This window comes from Rhodococcus sp. ACS1 (assembly GCF_002300155.1).
Taxonomy (GTDB): domain Bacteria; phylum Actinomycetota; class Actinomycetes; order Mycobacteriales; family Mycobacteriaceae; genus Rhodococcus_F; species Rhodococcus_F koreensis.
Genome location: NZ_NSDZ01000015.1, coordinates 144,364 through 159,637, shown reverse-complemented (window position 1 = coordinate 159,637; position 15,274 = coordinate 144,364). Strand labels below are relative to the sequence as shown.

At 66.5% G+C, this 15,274-nt stretch carries 11 protein-coding genes, 1 tRNA gene and 4 pseudogenes; 7 read left to right on the top strand and 9 right to left on the bottom strand.

Going from position 1 to position 15,274, the window contains the following annotated elements; genetic code table 11:
• The first annotated feature begins 129 nt into the window (after nt 1-129).
• Nucleotides 130-837: a hypothetical protein gene (locus CJ179_RS49520; RefSeq protein WP_095866383.1), complete on the top strand. Its 708-nt coding sequence runs from the start codon at nt 130-132 to the stop codon at nt 835-837.
• Nucleotides 838-1,692: 855 nt separating this feature from the next.
• Here CJ179_RS49520 and CJ179_RS49510 read toward each other — a convergent pair.
• Both CJ179_RS49510 and CJ179_RS49505 read right to left on the bottom strand, forming a co-directional pair.
• Complete coding sequence (locus tag CJ179_RS49510; protein ID WP_257016415.1) at nt 1,693-2,850, bottom strand: IS30 family transposase; 1,158 nt, start codon at nt 2,848-2,850, stop codon at nt 1,693-1,695.
• A 335-nt stretch (nt 2,851-3,185) separates the two neighbouring features.
• Nucleotides 3,186-3,380 (bottom strand): annotated as a pseudogene (locus CJ179_RS49505) (transposase); the annotation flags it as partial.
• Between CJ179_RS49505 and CJ179_RS49500 the strand changes: the two are divergent.
• Nucleotides 3,328-4,025: pseudogene (locus CJ179_RS49500) on the top strand (IS6 family transposase). The pseudogenes CJ179_RS49505 and CJ179_RS49500 sit on opposite strands and share 53 nt — an antisense overlap.
• Nucleotides 4,026-4,314: 289 nt before the next feature.
• Here CJ179_RS49500 and CJ179_RS49495 read toward each other — a convergent pair.
• The 6 genes and pseudogenes from CJ179_RS49495 to CJ179_RS49470 form a co-directional block, all read right to left on the bottom strand.
• Complete coding sequence (locus CJ179_RS49495) at nt 4,315-4,986, bottom strand: hypothetical protein (RefSeq protein WP_095866380.1); 672 nt, start codon at nt 4,984-4,986, stop codon at nt 4,315-4,317.
• A gap of 241 nt (nt 4,987-5,227) precedes the next feature.
• The gene (locus tag CJ179_RS49490; RefSeq protein ID WP_373560205.1) at nt 5,228-6,688 is read right to left on the bottom strand and encodes a nitrate/nitrite transporter; all 1,461 of its coding nucleotides are present in this window, start codon (nt 6,686-6,688) and stop codon (nt 5,228-5,230) included.
• 708 nt (nt 6,689-7,396) lie between these two features.
• Complete coding sequence (locus CJ179_RS49485; protein ID WP_095866378.1) at nt 7,397-7,894, bottom strand: hypothetical protein; 498 nt, start codon at nt 7,892-7,894, stop codon at nt 7,397-7,399.
• Nucleotides 7,895-8,171: 277 nt separating this feature from the next.
• Complete coding sequence (locus CJ179_RS49480; protein ID WP_095866377.1) at nt 8,172-8,813, bottom strand: ScbR family autoregulator-binding transcription factor; 642 nt, start codon at nt 8,811-8,813, stop codon at nt 8,172-8,174.
• Between the two features lie 575 nt (nt 8,814-9,388).
• Nucleotides 9,389-9,607 (bottom strand): hypothetical protein, encoded by a 219-nt coding sequence (locus tag CJ179_RS49475; RefSeq protein ID WP_373560203.1) that lies wholly within the window; start codon nt 9,605-9,607, stop codon nt 9,389-9,391.
• A gap of 97 nt (nt 9,608-9,704) precedes the next feature.
• Nucleotides 9,705-10,063 (bottom strand): annotated as a pseudogene (locus CJ179_RS49470) (hypothetical protein).
• Between the two features lie 88 nt (nt 10,064-10,151).
• On the opposite strand from CJ179_RS49470, the gene CJ179_RS49465 reads away from it, so the two are divergent.
• From CJ179_RS49465 to CJ179_RS49445, 5 genes and pseudogenes are all read left to right on the top strand, one after another.
• Complete coding sequence (locus CJ179_RS49465) at nt 10,152-11,159, top strand: triacylglycerol lipase (protein WP_095866375.1); 1,008 nt, start codon at nt 10,152-10,154, stop codon at nt 11,157-11,159.
• Nucleotides 11,160-11,262: 103 nt separating this feature from the next.
• A pseudogene (locus tag CJ179_RS49460) lies at nt 11,263-12,088 on the top strand (lipase family protein); the annotation flags it as partial.
• 305 nt (nt 12,089-12,393) lie between these two features.
• Nucleotides 12,394-12,762, top strand: a complete 369-nt coding sequence (locus CJ179_RS49455) for a hypothetical protein (RefSeq protein ID WP_095866374.1) — start codon at nt 12,394-12,396, stop codon at nt 12,760-12,762.
• Nucleotides 12,763-12,842: 80 nt separating this feature from the next.
• Nucleotides 12,843-12,916 (top strand) — tRNA-Ile (locus tag CJ179_RS49450).
• Nucleotides 12,917-13,063: 147 nt separating this feature from the next.
• Nucleotides 13,064-13,303 (top strand): hypothetical protein, encoded by a 240-nt coding sequence (locus CJ179_RS49445; RefSeq protein WP_257016412.1) that lies wholly within the window; start codon nt 13,064-13,066, stop codon nt 13,301-13,303.
• Between the two features lie 237 nt (nt 13,304-13,540).
• On the opposite strand, the gene CJ179_RS49440 is transcribed toward CJ179_RS49445, so the two are convergent.
• Nucleotides 13,541-14,803 carry a hypothetical protein gene (locus CJ179_RS49440; RefSeq protein WP_095866373.1) on the bottom strand — a complete coding sequence of 421 codons (1,263 nt, stop codon included), beginning with the start codon at nt 14,801-14,803 and terminating at the stop codon, nt 13,541-13,543.
• Nucleotides 14,804-15,274: the final 471 nt, after the last annotated feature.

Here is a 15,274-nt window from a genome sequence, read left to right as displayed (position 1 = left end):
GGTGGTGGTGCGCCGCGACCGACGTGCCCGGCGCCGACGATCGGCATCACGGCCGTTTCACCTGGCCCAACATGTGCGGAATTGTGCAGACGCGGAAGCTTCCCGATCGGTGAAGCAGAATGGGATGCCATGGATGACGTGGAGTTGGTCGAGCAGGTGCGGCGGCGTTGGGAGCAGGGTGTCCCGCCGAAGGTGATCGCGCGTGCTCTGGGCGTGCGGCCGTCGGTGGTGGCGCCGTTGGTGCGACGAATCGCTGCCGAGGCCGCAGCGTCCCGAGGATTGGGGCGGGTGCTGGGGTGCTGGGTCAATTGCGGCTGGAGTGTCGGGCTGGGCCTCGAGGGTCATCCGGAGTGGGCGGAACTGGACGCTCCCGCCGGTGAGGCCGAAGGCTTCGCGCAGGTGTTGGTGGCACGAGAGGGACGGCGTGGTCGGGCGACGCTGCGGGGCTACCTGGCCGACGTGCACTGTCTGGGGGTGAAGAACGCCCGTGACCCCGAAACCATGGACGCGGGCAGGATCCCCACCGCCGTCCGCAGGTACTACGCGGCGTTCGACCGTCCTGCGGTGGAGATTCCGATCGAACTCGGCCGTGAACTGATCCGGGGGGCGGCGGCGTATGCGCGCGGGCTCGGTTTCGAGCCCGCGGACGCGTTCGATGGTGATGCCGCCGCGTTCCTGGGTGAGTGGGACGGGCCGGGGCGGATCGAGTTCGGTAGGGACGGTCAGCCGTTCTACCTCAACGGGCCCTACGACAATTCGGCTGCTGTCATTCGGACCCTCGAACGGTCCGTGGGTGCGGGGAACTTCCACTTCTCGGTGGCCGCGGGACCGATGTGATTGTCACGAACAAACCCGCCGTCGAGGGGAACGCCCGACTCCGTGGGCGGTGAGCCGAGCACCAGCAAATGCCGGCACGCGAACGGGAAGCGCCGCGACCAGCCGGACACCACAGATCGACCGGCATCGGTGTTCGATGGGATCATGGGGGGCGAGCGGCGGATGTTCGCCTGCGGCTTCACCGCGGGCGGTGTCCCCTACGGGTGTTTCGAGGACGTGTCGGACGACGACGCATTCGACGGTGTCACCGCGGATCCGTTCGGCTGGCCCGGCACGCGGCCCCGGGCCGGTCGGTGCATCCTGTCCGGCCCACTCGACTCGACCCGGTCCTACATGTGCGCTCTCGACCGCCGGCACCCACATTTCGAGTGTGGCGGTGCCGAAAGTGCATGCCGAGACCCGATTTCGGTTGGTCCGGCGGGCCTCTGTAATCGGCATGATCGATCACCTCTACCGGTGGCTGCTTCGCCGGCACGCACCGGACCTACGTCCTAGCATCGGCCACGCGCCACCATCCAGCCGAATCAGAACGATCAAACCGTAGTGGCAGAACGAGCAGCTCGGGCAAGATTCACTGACAAAAAGGAAGATCAACTGTCACAGGACAGGCGCCCGGGCCGCCCCCATACCCGTCGATTCAGCACCGGCTGTCGGTTCTCAAGCGATCTGGCGGTTGGCCCTCGCCGTGAGCTGCGGTTCGCCACTTTGGCCGATGCCTTGCCGCGACGGACGATCAGGACTCCCTGACACCCAGTCAGGAGTGGTTCGGGCACAACAGGAACGCTGATCGGGCATTTACGCGAGAACCCGCGCCGCTCAGCTCAATCCCGTAAGCGGATTGGCGGATTCTGGCGGTCATCGCAACAGCAGTCGTTCCATCTCTTCGATGGGTGTGCGAAAGTCTAGCCGTTTCCGGGGGCGCTCATTGAGTTGCCGTGAGACCCACTCCAGGTCTGCTTTCGAGTGCACACTCAGGTCCGAGCCTTTGGGAAAGTACTGACGGAGTACGCCGTTCGTGTTCTCGTTGGTCCCGCGCTGCCAGGGCGCGTGGGGATCACAGAAGTAGATGTCGATCCCGGTGGCCGCGCTGACGCTCTTCCAGTCCCGCATCTCCGAACCCTGGTCCCACGTCAAGGTTCGGCGCAGGTTCGTGGGCAGCGTCTCGAGCTGTTCGGTCAACGCGGGTGCGGTGTGCTCGGGCTTGTATCCGTCGGGCAGATGAACGAGCATCACGGTGCCGGTGGAACGTTCGACGAGTGTGCCGATTGCGCTCAGATTCCGTTTTCCTATAATGAGATCACCCTCCCAATGTCCCGGTACTGCACGGTCTTTCACGTCTTTGGGGCGGTCGGCGATGTTGGCCATGTCGGGGATCCGGTTCTTGCGCTGGCCGGCCTTGCGGCTGGGTCGGCGCAGTCCACGTCCGGTCCGCAGCGATCGGGTGAGGGTGTGTTCGAGTCCGCCGCGGGAGGGTTGGTAGAGCGATTGGTAGATGGTCTCGGTGCTCACCCGCATCTGTGGATCGTCGGGGAAATCGAGTCGGAGGCGGCCCGCGATCTGTTCGGGTGAATGGCGCTCGGTCAGGGATTTCTCCACTGTCTCGCGCAGCTGCGGATGGGTTGCGAGCTTGGACGGTTTGGGCCGGGACGCCCGGTGGTAGGCGGCTGCGTGCGCCGATCTGGCTCGGTACCGCCCGGAGGTTTCACGGTTGCGGGCAATCTCGCGCGAGATCGTCGAGGGACTCCGGTTCAGGGCTTTCGCGATGTCACGAAGGGTGTGACCTGCGGCGATGCCGATGGCGATCTCTTCCCGTTCGGCGAACGTCAAACACCGGCCCTTGAGGTTGCGGCCACGCCGGGGACGCACCCCACCGCAGGCCGCAAGCCACCGAGCGCCCTGTTTGCGATACGAGCCGGCCGCCTCGGCCGCGTCCGTGATGAACTCACCCGCAGCCATCCCTGCCCAGAACGTTTGAAAGATCTCCGGAACCATCCGATGAGAATATTTCGCCATGCACAACACCCTTTGATCAGTGGTGTTGCGATCACCGCACGAACCCAAGGATCCCGATCCGGGACCATGTCTCATGGAAGGCGCGCACGCTTCTGCCCGAGACAGCCGACGGTCGGGCACCCAGCCGACACCGACATCGGTTCCGATTCCGGATCCGGCGCGTAGCGACCACCCCGGCTCGGTTCCCGGCCGCCGGCGCCTGAGCGGTGAGAGGGTGCGGGGTATGACATTGCGGCTGCTGACCACCCTCGCGACCCTAAAGCGGCGCGGGCGTTCCCGCGCACCGAGGCGCAGGCGCTGAACGCGCTTCTGACGGCGAGGCGTGCAAGGCGGATTCAATCGGTCGTCGCAACACCTGGCTGTTGCAGTGAGCGTAGCTGGTCGGCGAAGACCTCGGCGGGGGTTCGCCAGTCGTGGATCTTGCGGGGCCGGTTATTGATCGCCAGGACGACGGCTTCGAGGTCCTCGGCGGACCACCTGGACAGATCGGTGCCCTTCGGGAAGTACTGGCGCAACAGGCCGTTCTGCGTGTGGTTGTACTTCCGGTTCCCGCTCAGTTTCCGTGAGGTCGAGGAGATGATGCTCGAACGCGGTGTCGTGGTCAGTTATGAGACGATCCGGCGGTGGTGCGCCAAGTTCGGGCAGGCGTACGCCAATCAGCTGCGCCGACGGCGGGCGCGGCCCGGTGACAAGTGGCACCTCACGAGGTCTTCCTCCGTATCAACGGTACTCAGCACTACCTATGGCGGGCGGTCGACCAGGACGGCAACGTGCTCGATGTGCTGGTCCAGTCGCGCCGAAACGCGTTGGCGGACAGGAAGTTTTTCCGCAATCTGCTCAAGGGCCTGCGGCACGTGCCGCGGGTAATCGTCACCGACAAGCTGGGCAGCTATCAGGTGGCGCACCGCGAGCTGCTGGGCTCGGTCGAGCATCGCCGCTCGAAGTATGTGAACAATCGATCAGAGAACTCGCACCAACCGACCCGGCAGCGCGAGCGGGCGATGAAACGGTTCACATCACCCGGGCACGCGCAGCGGTTCCTGTCCGCGTTCAGCGGAATCTCACCGCATTTTCGGCCGGGCCGGCACCGGCTCTCGGCGCCCGAATGGCGTACCGAGATGGCCGACCGCTTCGCGGTCTGGCGGGAGGTCACCGCGACCGACGTTGCCGCCTGAAGGAGAACAATCCGACAGCGTTCCATAACATCAGCTCCGAAACCAACTGCACTGCTACATATTTCAATCAACGTGACAGTGCCCTCCGGCGTGGTGGGCGATGAAGTTCCGGGAGGCGGTTGCGTTTCTGCCGGCGGGGGGAGTCGGCGAATTTGGCGTGGGCGGTCGGACGGCCATGAGGCGTTCGGTGCCGAGGCCGAGCCGCGGTGGCTGCACTGGAGCCTCGGAGAGGGGGGAGTGCGGCCCGCCCACGATGGGCGGGCCGCACATGGTGCGGGTCGGAGTGGTGTTACTTCTTGGGGGCGGGCGGCTGGTTCAGCAGTGTGATGAACGGATCCGCGTTGGCGGCCATGGCGCCGAGGCCGCCGATCGCGGTGCCGGCGAGGGAGGCGCCCGCGCCGACGAGTAGTGCGCCGCCGATGCATCCTGCCAACGGGCCCGCGCCGAACAGTAGTGCTGCGGGTGCGGAGATCACGGCCCCGGCCACTGCTCCGAGGAGGCAGCCGCCGACCAAACCGGTTGCCGCGCCGAGGAAGCCGCCGACGGCTGCGGTGAGGGTGATGTTGTCCTTGACTCCGGCGGTTGCGGCGGGCAGGTCGACCTGCCGCAATGGCAGGGTGACCGGTGTTGCGGCGGCCGGGTTGGTGTCGGTGGTCAGGGTTGCGGTGCGGCCGTTGATCTGTGCGGCGACGGGGTGTGCGAAGCCGTCGACGGCGAGCGACAGTGGCACCGACTCGACTGTTGCTCCAGAGGCGTCGCGGACGATCAGGTGGTTGTTCTCGTTGCTCAGTGACCCGGCCGACGTCTCGACGATGATCTGGTCACCGTTGCGGGTGAGGTTCCACCCGACCCCGGCGGCCGGGGCAGGGGCCGGTGCGGGTTCCGCGTGGGCGGTGCCGGCGACGATTCCCATCGACGCGATGGTCATGGCGGCGACCGCCATCAGTTTGGACATTCTCATGCTCGTGGATTTCCTTCTCGTGTGTTCCAGGGACCGAACGGTCCCTGCTGTGCTGGACGAGTCCCGCGGGCGACGGCAGCGTCGGTCGACGCGGCCGAAGGCGCTGAATCGCCGTCGTGAGGGTGTTTGACCCGCAGGCTGGCTGTGCAACAGCCAAGGCCGGGATGGTGTTCTGCTGAAGAGGGTTCCGTGGATGAGTCGACGTTCCCGTGCGTTCCCGTTCGTTCCCGTTCGTTGTTGTTCAGAGAGCGGGCGTGAGAGTGTCGGCCGGAGTGGGTGTCGAGGCTGCCGGTCGCCGGAGGTACACGGTCCAGGTGATCGCGGCGCAGAGGATGTAGAACGCGGCGAACACCCAGAATGCTGTGGTGGCGGACTTGTGTGTCCCGAGGTAGGAGGCGCGCAGGACGAGGTTGATGGCGACTCCGCCGAGGGCGCCGACGGCGCCGGCGATGCCGATCAGTGCGCCGGACATGGTGCGTGACCAGACAGCGGCGGTGGGTGCGTCGTGGGGGTGTCGTGCTGCGGCTTTCGCCGCGAAGATGGCCGGGATCATTTTGTAGACGGATCCGTTGCCGATTCCGGAGATGACGAACAGCAGGATGAATCCGACTACGTAGGCGGTCATGATGGTGGTGTTCGCGGCCCCGGGGGTGGCGTCGTCGACGGTGCCGGCGACGACGAGGATGCCGGCGGCTGCCATCATCGCCACGAAGCTGTAGAGGGTGATCCGCCCTCCTCCGATCTTGTCTGCGAGGCGTCCGCCGAGTGGGCGGGACAGCGACCCGAGGAGCGGTCCGATGAAGGCGATCTGGGCGGCGTGCAGGGCGGCGGTGGCTTGCATGGCGGGGGTCGCCGGAGCGCCGTTGGTGAGTCCGGCGAGGAAGTTCAGTTGCAGGATCTGGCCGAAGGCGAAGCTGAATCCGATGAATGATCCGAATGTGCCGATGTAGAGGAACGAGATGATCCAGGAGTCGCGGAATTTGAGTACATCGATGAGGGATCGTGCGTCGGTTTTCTGGTCGGTGAGGTTGTCCATGTAGAGGGCGGCGATGACGGCGGCGATGCCGATGAGTACCAGGTACACCGCGCAGACGATCTGTGGGCTGCGGTTGCCCCAGGTGGCGATCACGAGCAGGCCGATCAGCTGGATGGCCGGGACGCCGATGTTGCCGCCGCCCGCGTTCAAGCCCAGGGCCCAGCCTTTGAGTCGTTGCGGGTAGAACGCGTTGATGTTGGTCATCGAGGATGCGAAGTTCCCGCCGCCGAGTCCGGCGAATGCGGCGACGATCATGAACGTGGTGTAGGAGGTCTCGGGCCGTGAGATGAAGTACAGGGTCAGGGTCATCGGCACCGCCAGGGCCAGTGCGCTGATGATGGTCCAGTTGCGGCCACCGAAGGTGGTGGTGGCGAAGGTGTAGGGCAGGCGAAGTATGGCGCCGACCAGGGTGGGTATGGCGACGAGGAAGAACTTTCCGGCTGCATCGATGTGGTAGACCGCCGTGGGCATGAACAGCACCATCACCGACCACACCGACCACACCGAGAACCCGATGTGCTCGGCGAGAATGGAGCCGAGGAGGTTGCGGCGGGCAATGTTCTTCCCGCCCGCCTCCCAGGCGGCCTCGTCCTCGGGGTCCCACTTGTCGATCCGATGCCCGACCGATACGGGGGAATGGGATGAGTTCGAGGGTCGCTGAGATATCGTTGTCACGGCTTAGCTCCTGAGGTTGAAGATTCGCAGAACCATAGAGACGGAATATGTCCGCTCGATGGCGTGCGATGTCGGGACGCTTACACTTCGCTCACCCCGGAAACTGCGCCGACGACAGCACGCCGAAACAACACCGTGACCGTTGGGCAACACGCTCTATATATCCATATGCTCTGGTTGGCGCGTGTTTTCCGGCCACGGGCCAGGCGGTGTTCCTGGCCGCAGTGTGGGCGGTGTCGATCGTCGTGATCGTGTTGTGGGTGTCGGCGGCGGGCCCGGGTGGTGGTCATGGGGGCAGGGCGGGACCGAAGGCGTCCTGCCCGTAGGCTTCAGGATGGCCCGGAGTGGTGGGATCTCGACCAGGCATGCCCCACCGAAGGGCGAGTGCCAATGGCAAGGTCGGGCACGATGTTTCCGATCATGCGCGGTCAAGGGCCCGCAGGAACGGATCGGCAGCGCTCCACATTCCCGCGGTCGACCAGACCTTCTCGACCGTGCCCCACAGCAGCACCGTCGGTGTGTGACACGACATCGGTCCGGAGGCCGAGGCCGAGACAGACACGGAAGATAGGACGTGGATTAACGCGCACCGAATAGACATCGAAGTCGACTGTGCTGCCGAGGAAGAGTCGTCACAAACCGCGGCGACGCAATTCGCCTCGACCTACTGGGTGCGGTGATTGAGGAAGTTGTGCAGGATCACAGCGAGCGGTTGGCCACGTGCCGGCCGGAGTGCGCCGTCGTGGTCAACGCCCGGAATTCTGGATGAATGTCATTGACATCGTGCGGGTTCCAGGATCGATTCGGCGGAATGCAGAACCGACAGCCCTGGGGGCGGGACTGCGTCGACGGTGCCGGCCCGCCGCTGGGGTCTGGTCTGACTGCGAGTGAGCCACCGGTGTCACAGGTTTCCCAGTCGCAGGGCAGCACGCAGGCTGGGGGAGACGATTTGTGGTCGGTGCCCTGCCGCAGGTTGGGCTGTCCGCGGTCGGCGAGAATCTTCTCGGTGTCCCGCACCGAGTGGGTGCAGGTCGATTCGGGTGCGCAGGAGATGAGCGACAGCGCTGGGGTATGGGGATGGCGTCGGAGTCCACGACGGCGGGCGGGAAAGGTCCACTCCTTGTCGTCGGTCACCTTGGGGAACACGTCACGCCGCTGCGGTCGGTCACCGGGTTGGTCGGGGCGCATCCAATCCATTTCGTGTATCGCAGCAGGCCCCGCGGCGGAGGGGTGCACGCCCGTGTGGGCCGCCTGCGCCTGTTCCTCGTCGGCGCTGGGTTGATAGACGGTGTTGTGCCACAGGAATATCCGGGTGACCGTGGTGGTGAGGAAGTCGGGTTCGGCGCGAACGCGGCCGCCAACCCCCGCGTCGGTGGTGCGGACCCCGCGTGAGAACTCCGGTCGGCGGTGTCCGTGGCTGCGTTCGGTGTCGGTCCGGCCGAGCTACAGACGGAGCTTCCTGACATGGCAACCTTCACGGCAGACCCACCGTGGGCAGCCTCCGGGTGACGAATTGTCGGAAGTAGTCGACCTTCGGGGTGGTCACCAGCACCGGGAGGAGCAGGTCCCACGCCTTCGCGGTACGCGTGGGCAGGGCGACAGGGTTGTCGGTGGCCAGGAGGCGTGCTCCGGCGAAGAGTTCCACCAGGAGCTGACCGACTGCGTCCGGATCGGTGTCCTCGCGCAGGTCACCCTCGTCGATAGCTCGGCGGGCCAGGAGTTGGTAGGTGGATATCCAGGTCGCGAAGGTGTCCGTCTCGGAACTGCGGTAGTCGCCCATTTCGGTGATGAGGCGGAATGTTGCCCCCATCACCGCGTCGTTGAGGGCGGCGTCGACCGTGACGAATGAGATGCCGATCATGGCCTCGAATGCCGGCGTGGGGGAGTCGAGATATGGGGTGCACACGAGAGTGAATCGGTGTGTGCCCTCCTCGATGACGGCGCGGGCGAGTTCTTCCTTGGAGGCGTAGTGAAAGTACAGCGCCCCCTTGGTGGCCAGGGCCTGGGTGAGGATCTCGCTCAGCTTCGTGTCTGCGTAGCCGCGGCGGGTGAACACCTCGGCCGCGGCATGGAGCAATGCGCGACGAGTGATTTCCGCTCGCTTCTGGGTGGCCATTCACCTGCCCTTCGAGTACCGAGATCATCTGGCCGGACGGCTGTCGTGAACCGTCCTGAATGGGATTGAACGACGCACTGCACATGCATACCCGATGTGGAGGTTCGTCGCATGGTGTTCGGCGTGGCCCCTGTGAGGCCTTCGGTCTCGCAGAAGATGACCTGCCGCCCGCTTCTGGTCTTCGTCGACAAGGACTGCCCCAGGGGTGAGCCGGACGGGCGACGACGTTCAGGGCGGCGGCCGGCACCTCAGGAACGTGGGAAATCAGGCGCAAGGTGTCGGCGCCCCGACATCGGAGGTCCCACCGATGACCCGCCCCGCGAGGGCCGGGAGCGGGACTTCGTCACACTGCTCGCCGACTACGACGATCATGGCACCCTCGCCCTGGCGGAGATCGAGCAGTGGTCGCCGCACCCGAAGGATCGACGAACGGGACTTCCGGTCTTGGCCGTTGCCAAGGGGCAGGTGTCAGGTCGACCCAAGGCCGAAAACCGCTGTGTGCTCGGCGGGCGTGACGGTTCGAAGGACCGCGCGCGTGGCCCGTACTCGTTCGAGCGCACTGTCCTGTTCGGCGTTCATCGTCGTCGCGGCAACTGCTCCTGTGCGTTTCCGACGGCCGACATGAGGTCGCGTCCCAGGCGCTGATAGGTGCGCAGCCACACTGCGTCGACCGGTTCGTCGTGGAGGTGCGCCATCAGCGTTTCGCTGTTGCCGGAGTCCAGCCATCGGCGCATCTCGGTGGTGCGGTCCTGCACGGCGTGCAGCAACTTCTCCGGAACGGTCGAGTTCGTCATCGGGTGCCGTCCTCCCTTGCTGTTCACCTCAACGTTTTTCGTTGCTCATTGTGGGTGGGTGTGTTGGCTGTCGTGGCTTCGCCGTTGGTGGGCACCGTCAGGCGTATTCGATTGCGTCGGCCTCGTCGAGCGAGTCCCAGGCGATCTCGTAGCGCTTGCGGGTCATGTCGTCGGCGTCGGTGATGAGCGCCTCGAACAGCGACCGGGGGTCGGCGTGCCATGACCTGGCGAGGGCCTCGATCTCGCGCGGGAGAAGAGGCCGGACCGGGCGGCGGCGGAAATCCAGTCGTCGAAATCGCGCTCTCGGATCCGTTCGACTGCGTCGAGGTCGACCTTCCCGTCGTCGAGGTCGAACGAGAACATTGCCGCGACAACGTCTCGGGGCGACTGGCTGGCGATATCGGCGGCGACCCGGCCCGCGACGACGGGGTTGCGGACCAGCTGTTCTGTGGTCATGGCGACCGCACCTCCTCGAGTGGGCGAGGGTTCCCGACTCACTCTGTGTGTCGATTTGTGGGGGAAGCCTTAGCGGGCACATCGACAGATGAGGTGGGCGGCCGCGGCAGTGGGCGTCGGGCTGGCCGCAGGGATTCTTTGGGCACCGGTCGCGGCGGCGGAGGAGGAGGTTCCGGATCTACCCGGGGCGAGCTCGGTGTGGCAGGTCCCGGACCGGGTCGGTCCCGCCCAGAGCGCGCATCCCGATGCCGCACGGTATGCGCGGCAGCACCCGGGATCGGTTCCGCCTGGAGTCAACGATTTCACCTGCACCCCGACCGCCGTGCATCCGAGGCCGGTGGTGTTGGTGCATGGCACGGACTCGAATGCGTACTCGGACTGGGCGGCGCTCGGTCCGCGACTGGCCGGGGCGGGGTATTGCGTGTTCGCGCTGAATTACGGGGGTGCGCCCGGGGGCGACAACTACGGGACCGAGGACATGACGGTCAGCGCCGGTCAGCTGGCGCAGTTCGTGGCCGAGGTCCGCGCCGCGACCGCGGCTGCCGAGGTCGATATCGTCGGCTACTCGCAAGGGGCGACGGTGGCCCGCTATTACGTCAACCGGCTCGGTGGTGCAGCCATGGTCGATCAGTGGGTCGGTCTCGCCTCACCAACCTACGGGGGCACCCTGTTCGGTCTCGTTCCGGTCCTCGAGCAGACGCCCGGCGGCATGCAGTGGGCGCGCAGGGCAATCCCCCCGGAATTGGTGTCGCCCGCATTGGAGCAGCAGGCCCAGGGCTCGCCGTTCCTCGACGACCTCAACAGCGGGGGAGACACCGCCGGGGGAACCCGGTACACGACGATCGGTTCGTGGCTCGACGAGGTCATTCAGCCGGCGACCAATATCGCGTTGCGCGACGGGTCGGCGACGAACCTGATGATCGGGGACCTTTGCCCGTCCAATCAGTCCGGGCATTTCCGGATGCCATACGACGAGTACACCCTGCAACTGTTGATGGGTGTGCTCGATCCCGCACCGGCGGCGACACCGCCGCCCTGCACCGTGGTCCCGGCGGGCACAGGGGTACTGGAGATGATCCTCACCGAGAAGTTCTGATGGCTGCGGTGTCGGGGGCTGCGGGTCGCGGCACCACGGCACCAGGGCGGGCGCGGCGGCGTGGCTGGTGAGCGCCGGTAGGGAGGGATTCGGAACCTGCACGTCGCGGGCGATGTTCAACCTGGAGATGCAGGAATCACCCGGGATGTACTTGGGTCTGCAGCGGGGGTGGGCGGTCTCGGTGTCCGATCACCTCGGCCCGACCGGTGCATACGGTGAGGCCAAGCTCGGCGGCATGATCACCTTGGGCAGTGTCCGCGCGGTGCAGCGGGTAGCCGAACTGGGCCTGGCGAACAGTCCCGTCGCTTTGGCGGGCTACTCGGGTGGGGGAATGGCCAGCGCGTGGGCAGCGGCGCTCGCGCCGACCTATGCCCCGGAGCTGAAGCTGGCGGCGGTGCGGGGCGGCGTGCCGGCGGATCTCGAACAGATGGCCGAGGGGCTGGGCTTCAACCCGCATCCGGGTTTCGGACTCGCCTTCGCGGCGGCGATCGGTCTCGAGCGGGAGTACCCGGATCGGTTGCCGGTGTCCTCGCAGCTCAATGAGACCGGTCTGTGGTTGCGGGAAGGGATGAGCAACGAGTGCCGGCGGTTCCTGCTGTTCCACGGTGCGTTCCGCAACGCCGGGCAGCTGGCGGCATCGACCAGTCTGATGGCGAGTTCGGCGGCGCTGCAGGTGCTGCGGGAGATCCGATATTTCGAGAGGGTGCCCACGGGCGCCGGTGTACATGTGGCACGGCACGCTCGATGGGCTCACTCCGTTCGATTCGGTGGCGGAGGTGGCGCGCCGGTACTGCTCGGGCGGTGCGAAGCTGACGTTCGTGCCCTATGAGATCTCCGAGCACATGACCACTGCGGTGGTGGGTTTTCCGGATGCGTACGAGTTCATCGCGGCACGGTTCCGGGGTGAGCCCGCCCCGACACGGTGCTGACCGCCGACCCAGCGAACCGAAAAGGTGCAGGACGGCCCGGTCCCCGGCCTTCCGCCTGCACAGTCGGCTCCGCGGGAAGTGTCAAGCGTTCGGCACACGGATTGCTTTAGCAGCCAGGTGATTACGTGATCGACACGGATTGGGTCCGGGAGGGAGCCTCGTGAACGTCGGTCTCACCGCACGGCGCCCTTCGGGGCGGGTTCGAGTCGTGACGTGTCCCGCGTCGGCCGTATCGCGCACCGTGGGGTCCGTGTCGCTCGACAAAAGGGGTTTGAACTGACGTTTTTCGGGCTTACCGTGGCGGTATGAGAGGTGAGGAGGCGCGCGTTGCCCGGGACTTCGCGGGGTGGTTGTCGTCTCAGGGCTGGACGGTGCGTACCGATGAGGATGTCGTCGACATTGTTGCCGAGAAGGACGGACGCCGGCTCTACGCCGAGGTCAAGGCTGCGACCGCCGCGCCGGGTTTGGACGTCGATACCGCCATCGGGCAGCTCGTGCGGCGGATGCCGAGCGAACCGGATCAGTCGGTGTCGTTCGCGCTGGTCGTGCGGGACGAGCCGCGATCGGTGGACGCTGCGGTGCGGGCACCGCAACGGATTCTCGATCTGTTGGGGATGGCACTGTATGCGGTCGATGAGGACGGTGGGGTGCGGCAGCTCTTCGGCCGCGTATGACGACTGTCCGAGGCGTGAGCGGGGCGGTCAGCGGAGTGGGCGGTAACATCGCCACGTCCGCGATGGCGGTGGTGCGGTGAGGGGCGGTAGCTCAGTCGGTTAGAGCCGTGGACTCATAATCCATTGGTCGCGGGTTCGAGCCCCGCCCGCCCCACCGGAGGGCCCACCTCGACCCGGTGGCCGTCACCGACGGTGCCGATGATGCCGATGGTGACGATGGCACCGGGCAACCGAGTTCGCGCCAGCCCGGGGTCCGGACCTGTTGTGCGGCAGCCTGTGCACAGAACCACGAGGGACGGCGGTGACCGCGGACACCACGGAGGTGACCGAGCTGAGCCGGATGGTGGCCTTCGCATTGCGGTGGTGCGCCCACGGCGGCGGCCCGGCCGCGGTCATCAGGGCGGATTTCGGGATGGACACCGCGGCGTTCTTCCGGACACTGGTCGCGTATCTCGACGTCGCTGCGCCGGCACCGCTGCGGCCGGCGCCGGCGCAGCGAATGACCACGGTCGCTCTTCGACGACTCTGGCTGGGCACCTGATCAGCCACGGGCGGCACGTGTTTTAAGTTGGTGGTTCACCGTTTTCACTACGCGCGGCTCGTCGAGATTTGGCGCACTCAAAGATTGCGCCGGAACGTCTCGCCCAGGGTCGCTCCGGCGGTCCTGGATTCGTCCGGATCCGGTAGTCGCGGATGGGTTACTTCCCGTCAGTGGCGAACAGGCGGTGAAGCGTGAGCGCTCCGCAAGCCGGGCACGAGATCCGGCGGGCCTTCGCCGTCAACACCCAGGGATGACGATGCCGTCCTCATTGCCGTGGGGGTAGAGAAGTTCGGCGAGGCGTCGACCGGTGACGGTGAAGCTGGGCGCTGTCTCTCGTTGGAAGAATTCCTTCTTGCGGGTGCGCAGGAGGTCTTCACCGTCGCGGTGCCAACAGAAGCGGGGCCTTCGCAGCAGGGTCCGGAAAACGAGGTCGACGCCGTCGGGATGGCGTTGCGCCAGTCTGCGGAGCGGCAGGGCGGAGACCGTGTCGTCGTCGAGGTAGGCGCGCAGAAGGGCGATGTGGGTGTGGTCGCCGGCCAGCGCGGGATCAGCGAACATCGCGTCCAGACGGCCGAAATCCTGGTAATAGTTGAGGCCCTCGGTCTCGTCGTAGATCAAACCGACGCTGTCCGCGGCGAGGTAGTCCTCGGGCAGTCGGCCCATCTGCTCGGCGGTCAGCGCGTGCGGCGCCGCCGGGCTGCTGGGTGGGTCGTGGGCTGTTGTGGCGGCATCGGCCCGGGCGAGGTGGTGCCGGTAGTACTCGATCAGCCGCGCCTGGGCCGCGGCGGGCGGCAGGATCACCAGATCGGTTCCGAAGAAGTCGAGGAATGAGGCACGGGCGTCGGCCTGCAGCTGCCAGGCCCGCTGGTACAGGTCGCGGTTGCGGCGCAGCAGACTCGGATCGGCGGTGAGCACTTCCTGCGCGGCCTGCGCGAGGACCGGGCCGGAGGAAGAGGGGAAGGGGAGCAGGTGGCCGCTGATCAGCCAGTGTCCGGTGGCGGGGTGGACGGGCACGATGCGGCAGTAGACGAACATCCCGGGCTGCAGTGCGGCGATCACGTCCGGGCCGGTGTTGGAGTGCACCGGGTAGTACAGGTCGTCGACGAGGTTGTGGAGGACGACGGTGCCGAGGTCGTCGTCGGCTGCCGGGTGCACCTCGAAGTAGCCCTCGACGACCTCACGCCACCCCAGCAGCATCGCGCGCTCGTCGTCGGTCAGGGGTGGGCGGCGGAGTGCTACGAACTGTTCCACCACGGTGCCGCCGTCTCGAAGGCGGTACTCGAGGGCGAAGTGATCGATGGTGCGGACGAGGACGGCCTCGTCGAGCGGGCCGGTGCCGGCCGCGTCCCGGAGCAGAGCAGTCAACTGCCGGTCGAAACGGGCGTGCTGGACGAAGTCCACCAACTCACTCTTCAAAGCTCCGCTGCGGGCGATCAACTCGGCAAGCGTCGTCTCCGGCGGGGCCTCAGCACCCGGCTGCGCCTCATGCAGGTCAGCCATGAACGCCGGTCCTGGTTCGTATCATCATCCGCATCACGGCCGTGATGGTACCGGCATCACCTGATCCGGTGACAGCGACGACGCAGGGCCGAACCACCTTGAAAAGGCACCACTGAAGCACCCTCCGGGGGTGAAGCGACAGGGGAGCGTAGGGGCAGCGTCACCGACCCGCGAGGGCAAGTACGTGCGCGGGCAGTACGTGCCGGGAGTAGGTCGGTGCGACTCGCTGACAACTCCGCGCAGATTCAGAAGCGCAGCATCCGCGGGTGTGGGCGTCGACGCTGCGGTCGCGGGTCCAGGCGCGGACTTTGGGGATGGAATAGGCGCGACGTTAGTCCGCGGGACCGCTGCACCGTCGCGGCGATCTGAGATGCCACGTTCTCCGAGCTGCGAGGGCGCGCCGGCCAGGTTGTCGAGATCGGCTGTTACGCCGGAGGACGATCACCTGTTCGAGGGTCGTCGGCGCAGGGT